Annotated in this window: 5 protein-coding genes and 1 pseudogene; 3 read left to right on the forward strand and 3 right to left on the reverse strand. The window is 65.0% G+C overall.

The genetic code is table 11. The features are described 5' to 3' along the window. Positions 1 to 144 precede the first annotated feature (144 nt). A complete protein-coding gene (locus tag QH196_RS03705) occupies positions 145 to 1536 on the reverse strand; it encodes an MFS transporter (protein WP_280414322.1) in 1392 nt (463 codons plus the stop codon). A 299-nt stretch (positions 1537 to 1835) separates the two neighbouring features. Between QH196_RS03705 and QH196_RS03710 the strand changes: the two genes are divergently transcribed. The 3 genes from QH196_RS03710 (at position 1836) to QH196_RS03720 (ending at position 4807) form a co-directional block, all read left to right on the forward strand. Beyond that, positions 1836 to 2759 (forward strand): LysR substrate-binding domain-containing protein, encoded by a 924-nt coding sequence (locus tag QH196_RS03710; RefSeq protein ID WP_280414325.1) that lies wholly within the window; start codon positions 1836 to 1838, stop codon positions 2757 to 2759. Positions 2760 to 2904: 145 nt separating this feature from the next. Continuing rightward, on the forward strand, positions 2905 to 3207 hold the full coding sequence (locus QH196_RS03715; protein ID WP_280414323.1) for a YrhK family protein: 303 nt from the start codon (positions 2905 to 2907) through the stop codon (positions 3205 to 3207). 73 nt (positions 3208 to 3280) lie between these two features. Continuing rightward, positions 3281 to 4807: an ISL3 family transposase gene (locus QH196_RS03720; RefSeq protein WP_432279428.1), complete on the forward strand. Its 1527-nt coding sequence runs from the start codon at positions 3281 to 3283 to the stop codon at positions 4805 to 4807. Between the two features lie 75 nt (positions 4808 to 4882). Here the strand turns inward: QH196_RS03720 and QH196_RS03725 are convergent, their stop codons facing one another. Both QH196_RS03725 and QH196_RS03730 read right to left on the reverse strand, forming a co-directional pair. Next, complete coding sequence (locus QH196_RS03725; RefSeq protein ID WP_280414324.1) at positions 4883 to 5392, reverse strand: hypothetical protein; 510 nt, start codon at positions 5390 to 5392, stop codon at positions 4883 to 4885. 285 nt (positions 5393 to 5677) lie between these two features. Next, positions 5678 to 5985 (reverse strand): annotated as a pseudogene (locus QH196_RS03730) (sugar phosphate isomerase/epimerase); the annotation flags it as partial.

Below are 5985 nucleotides of genomic sequence, written 5' to 3' on the forward strand. Positions count from 1 at the left end.
CTTCCTCGACCTGCCGCAACCCTATCCGTACCTGACCGGCGCACTGCTCCAACTCATCGCGGCAACCGAGAGCTAGGGGGGCCCCCGGGCCCCAAACACCACTGAGCCCGGCCCCCATCGCGGGGGCCGGGCTTCGTTATCGCGTCAGAGCCTTGCTGCGGCAGACTCCTCGCCGAGGGCTGCGGCCGGCTCCGCACCGCCTGCCGTCGGCGACTCGTCGTGCTGTAGTCCCCGCGACGAATCGGGCACCACTCGAAACAGTGCGATGGCTCCGCACAGACTGATCGCGCATATGACGGCGAGGTACCACGTGACCCCCGCAGACGATTCGGTGGCGTCGAGCAGCGCCGTGGCGATCATCGGCGCCAGGCCGCCACCCAGGATGGCGCCGCTCTGCAGGATCAGCGACGACCCGGAGTACCGCACCCTGACGGGGAAGGTGTCGGCGATAATACTGCCCTGAACACAGTGGGTTATGGGGATGATCAGTCCCATGCCGACGAACGCGATCGTGGCCACGGCCGCGTTCGCGGTGTCGAGCATCGGGAAGAACGCCACACACCAGATCAGGATCGCGGCCGAGCCGCCGATGAACATGGTGCGCCGCCCGTATTTGTCGGCCACCATGGTCCACACCGGAATCGACGCGAACCACAGGGCAGCAGCCACCATCACACCCAGGATCAGGAACTGCTTGTCGTAGCCGAGTTCTTGCGTTCCGTAGGACAGCGCGAACACCATGAACACATAGGCCACCGCAGAGTTGGCGACCACCGCGGCCAGCGTCAGTGCCAGGCGAACGAAACCGACATCGAGGGCCTCGCGGATCGGCAGTTTCGCGACCGCATGGTTCTGGACGACACCGCTGAAGGACGGCGATTCGGTGATGCGCAGGCGAATGGCCAGCCCGATCGCGACCAGAACGAAGCTGAGCAGGAACGGGATTCGCCAACCCCAGGCTTGGAACGCACTATCCGGTAGGACATTGCCGACGATCAGGAAGATACCGTTCGCGAGCACGAGGCCCGCGGGGGTGCCCATCTGAGGGAACCCCGCATATAGGTTCTTCTTCCCTGCGGGGGCATGCTCCATCGACATCAGGGTCGCGCCGGCTCCCTCACCGCCCAGTCCGATCCCCTGGACAACACGCAGGACAACCAGGAGAACAGGCGCCCAGACGCCGATCGCGTCGTAGTTGGGGACGAGACCGATCAGCGTCGATCCGACGCCCATCATCACGAGCGAGACGACCAGCGTCGCCTTACGTCCGATGCGGTCACCGAAATGCCCGAATACCAGACCGCCGAGCGGACGGGCGATGAATCCCACCGCAAACGTGCTGAATGCGGCGAGGGTGCCGGCCGTGGGATTCAGATCAGGGAAGAACTGTTTGTTGAAGATGAGTGCGGCCGCCGTGCCGTACAGGAAGAAGTCGTACCACTCGAGTGTGGTGCCGGCCAGAGTCGCTCTGGCGACGCGGCCGCGCGCCGCCGCCTCGCGGTCGGCAGCTCGGTCTCGGGTCGTGTGGTCGGTCATGGAAGCCGCCTATCAAGTCTCGGGTCTCCGGTCGGATTCCCGTGAACCGTTCGTCAGCGCACTTGCGGATCAGTCTGCCGCTGTCGCGGCTTCCGGGCGTATCGGATCGTGTGCATCGAATTCACTGCTGAACGTTTCACGTGTACGCACTGAGCGTGATCTGGCTCTCCATGCAAGGCAAATGTGAATACTCGCCGTAGACATGCCTCGATTGCTATACCGCGACGTCACGTACTATGGCTATCCGTTCCTAGCCCTCTTCGCGGAATCTCCATATGACCGCACCCCGGGAGCCCGATGTGGATCAACCACGATTACTCGACGGCCGCTTGAAGGTCCGGCATCTGGTCCTGATCGAAGCCCTCACCCGGCAAGGCAGTGTTATCGGCGCCGCCGCGGAGCTGCACATCACCCAGCCCGTCGCCACTCGCAGCCTGCGCGATATCGAGACGATTCTCGGCGTCGAACTCTATGAACGCGGGCCACGCGGAATCACCCCGACGATCTTCGGGGCGGCGTTCACCGAACACGCCCGCGCGGTACTCGCGCAGCTGAACCAGGCGAGCCGCCACGTCGTCGAACTCGCCGAGGCCGACCGGGGAACCGTCATCGTCGGCACTCATCTCGCCGGATCGAATGTGCTACTCCCCCAAGCGATCGCCCGGCTGAAACAGGCGCATCCACTGCTCACGGTCGCGGTCCGCGAGGGGTCGCCGGAATCACTGCTGGTCGAACTGGAGGCGGGCCGCATCGATGTGATCGTGGGTCGCCTGACCTCACCGACGACGGCGAGCACGCTCCGCACCCCGCTCTACGAGGAGCAGATCGAGGTGTTCGCCGGTGCGCACCACCCGCTCACCGACCGGACCGACCTGGCGCTGCGAGATCTCGAGCAGTACCCGTGGATTCTGCCCGGTACAGAGACCGCACTACGGCGGGAACTCGAGGAAGCGTTCGCCCGCGCCGGAATGGCGTTGCCGGTCAATCGCGTGGAGGCGACCTCGTTCCTCACCGTCCGGCAGCTGCTGCTGGACACCGATATGATCGCCGTGTTGCCGGGCCTCATCGGCCGCAGCGACGCCCGTATCGCCGCACTGCCGGTCGCGCTGGGCCCTATGGGCCACAGCGTCGGGCTCACCCTGGCCGCCGGGCGAACGTTGAGCCCGTCGGCGATGGCACTCGTGGAAAACCTGCGGTTCATCGCCGGCGAACGCCTCCGTTGATCAACCGGGCTCGCCCTCCTCGGAACGATCCTCGCGCGAACACACCGTTGCCCATGGTTCGTGTCCTGCCCATGGCGAAACCACTGACCTACTCCCCGGCCACCGGAGAGGTAGCGTTCCCGAGGCGGTTGCCTACGCTGGGCGGATGGCTTCGCGAGACGAGATCGAGGGTAGCGACCGGCCGGTGCGGGTGACGGTGGGTGACGAGGTCCTCGTCATCGACGACCGTTACGAGACCGCCTCCATCGTCAACGACGTGCTGATCGCGGTATGGTTCACGCTCGGCAGTGTCCTGTTCTTTTCCGAATCAACCCATATCCCGGCCACCTGGCTGTTCCTGGTGGGATCGGTGCAGTTCCTGATCCGTCCCCTCATACGGCTGACCCGCCGGATTCACCTGCGCCGCCTCGGAGCCTCCCGCCGTCCACGCCCCGACTACGACTACTGACCCGCAACACCCATTGGCTGGCTCTGGCCCACTTTCGGTGGTGTCTGTGAGGTGACGGCGGCACGATAGCCCAGTGGCTGAGGTGGGTGTTGGTGTCGGCGTGGTGTTTTCAGGTTTGTCGCCACTGGTTGTCGAGGATGTGGGCGTGGCGGGTTCGCGGCTGGTGGTCCGGGCCCGGACTCCCGGTGGTGTGGCTGAATGCCCGGGCTGTGGTGCGGGATCGGCCCGCGTTCATGGAGTTCACGAGCGGCGACTGGCCGATCTGCCGGTCGATGGCCGCAGCGTGGTGGTGCGGGTCCGTGTCCGGCGCCTCTACTGCCAGACCCAGGGATGCCAGCGCACCTTTCGGGAACAGGTTCCCGGTGTGGTGGAACGCTATCAGCGGCGCACTACCCGGTTGACCGGGCACGTGCGTGCGGCGGTGCGGGAGCTGGCCGGGCGGGCTGCGGTCCGAATGCTGCGGCAGTGGTCGGTGCGATTGTCGCGGCAGACCGCGGTGCGGGCGCTGCTCGGCATTCCGCTGCAGACCCAGAAAGTGCCGAGGGTGCTCAGTGTGGATGATTTCGCATTGCTGCGCCGTCACCGCTACGGGACCGTGCTGATCGACGGCGCGACCCACCAGCGCGTCGATGTCCTTCCCGACCGCCGCTCGGCCACCTTGGAAACGTGGTTGCGGGCCCATCCTGGGGTCGAGTTCGTCGTGCGTGACGGGTCGGCGACTTATGCCGAAGCGATCCGCCGCGGGGCCCCGACCGCGATCCAGATTGCTGACCGCTGGCACCTGTGGCACAACCTGGTCCGAGTAGCAGAGAAGGTGGTCGCCGCCCACGCCCGCTGCTGGGCCGCGGCCGGCCCGAAACGCCGGAAGTTGACCCGCGAAACCACCACGCTGGCCCGCTGGCACGCCATCCACGACCTCCTCGACCACGGGGTCGGACTCATGGACTGCGCCCGCCGACTCGGACTCAGCTTGAACACCGTCAAACGGTATTCCCGCGTCAGCGAACCCGAGAAGCTGCGCCGCCCACCGCAATACCGGGCCAGTCTGGTCGACCCCTACCGTGATCACTTGCGCGCCCGCCGCGCCACAGAACCGGGCGTGCCGGTGACTACTTTGCTGGCCGAGATCACCGATCTCGGTTACACCGGTAGCCTGAATCTCCTGCACAAGTATCTGAATCAGGGCCGAGCCGAGTCCGACCGGGTCATGCCCTCGCCCCGGCGGCTGACCGCCTGGATCACCACCCGCCCCAGCGAGCTGGGCGAGCAGCGCCACACTCATCTCACCGAGCTGCTGGCGGCCTGCCCGGATCTGACGGTGCTCGCGGAGCTGGTAAGCGGGTTCGCTCGTATCGTCACCGAACACCGCGGCCGCGACCTCGACGACTGGATGAGCAGCGCCCGCGCTGCGGCGCTACCCGAACTGGACCCGTTCCTGCGCGGTATCGACCGTGACTATCACGCGGTCCTGGCCGGACTCTGCATGCCCTACAGCAACGGCCCGGTCGAAGGCGTGAACACGAAAACGAAGCTGATCAAACGACAAATGTATGGCCGCGCCGGATTCCGGCTGCTCCGCCACCGCATCCTTCTCGGCTGAAGTCCACCCAGCCACCACCGAAAGTGGGCCAGAGCCCATTGGCTGACACCCACCTCGAAATCCCTCGAACCGAGGTTATCCGCCGCTGCTGCCCGTCAACGGGATGCTGGTGACTACCGTTTCCACCGTGACCACTTCGCTGGCCGAGGCCGCCGGGTCGCCTGCGGCGGGCGGCAGATGGTCGGCGCACCGGCCGACGACACGAACGGGTCCGCTCTTATCGTTGTCCAGTGACCGGACCATTACTGCCCCCGGGCCGGCAACCGACTCTTCCACCGGGAAGTTGTGGAACATCGGACCGATCGTGAAAACCGCGCCGGTGTCCGCATTCTCCGCCCAGCACACCCCGTGATCGTTGGGGTTCTCGATCAACCCGTACACACTTCCCCCGTTTTCCGCGTGGAACTCTACGAGCGGTGGCTGCAATGCGCCGGGATCGGCACCGGCGGTGGCCGGAAAAACCATGCCGAACACGCCTATGGCAGGGATGACACGCAACAGGGATTTGCGGATAGCTTGTTGATTCACGGCGCAGATGCTAGCAACACGAATTCGCGTATCTCCATTTCTGAGAACAGTTTTCACCTACCCAAGGGAGTGGATTTCGCTTCTCACCAGCGACGGAGGCGAATTGTTGTCACACCCGATTCGACCACAGAGCGAGACCGTTTCACATTCAAGAGATACTTGGTGTCCGAAAACCTCCGTTCAGATGATTTGCTGCGCCGGCAATGTCGGACAGCGCCGAAATCGGGTCGGTGTCCGATATATACGATATTTCGGAATTCTGACGCCCGTTGGGGCAGTCCCGCCTCTTCGAACCCACGGTTCGACGCCCCAGGACATCACCGGCCCTACCGGCCGGTCCGTTCAGTCCACAAGGGCGGGTAGGACCAGGTCGCGGTAGCGCTGCTTCATCGTCTCGATGACTTCCCGACCGTCCCCGGCCCAGATATCCGCATTGAAAATCTCCACCTCGACGTCGCCTCGGTAACCAGCGGTACGAACCCACCCGCCGATGGTCGTGAAGTCGATGACACCGTCGCCCATCATGCCGCGCGACAGCAGCGGATCGGCGGTCATCGGGTTCAGCCAGTCACAGACCTGGTAGGAGCTGATCCGTCCGGCGGCACCGGCCTGTGCGATCTGTTCTTCGAGAGCCGGATCCCACCAGATAT

The sequence above is a fragment of the Nocardia carnea genome (assembly GCF_029868325.1).
Classification (GTDB): domain Bacteria; phylum Actinomycetota; class Actinomycetes; order Mycobacteriales; family Mycobacteriaceae; genus Nocardia; species Nocardia carnea_C.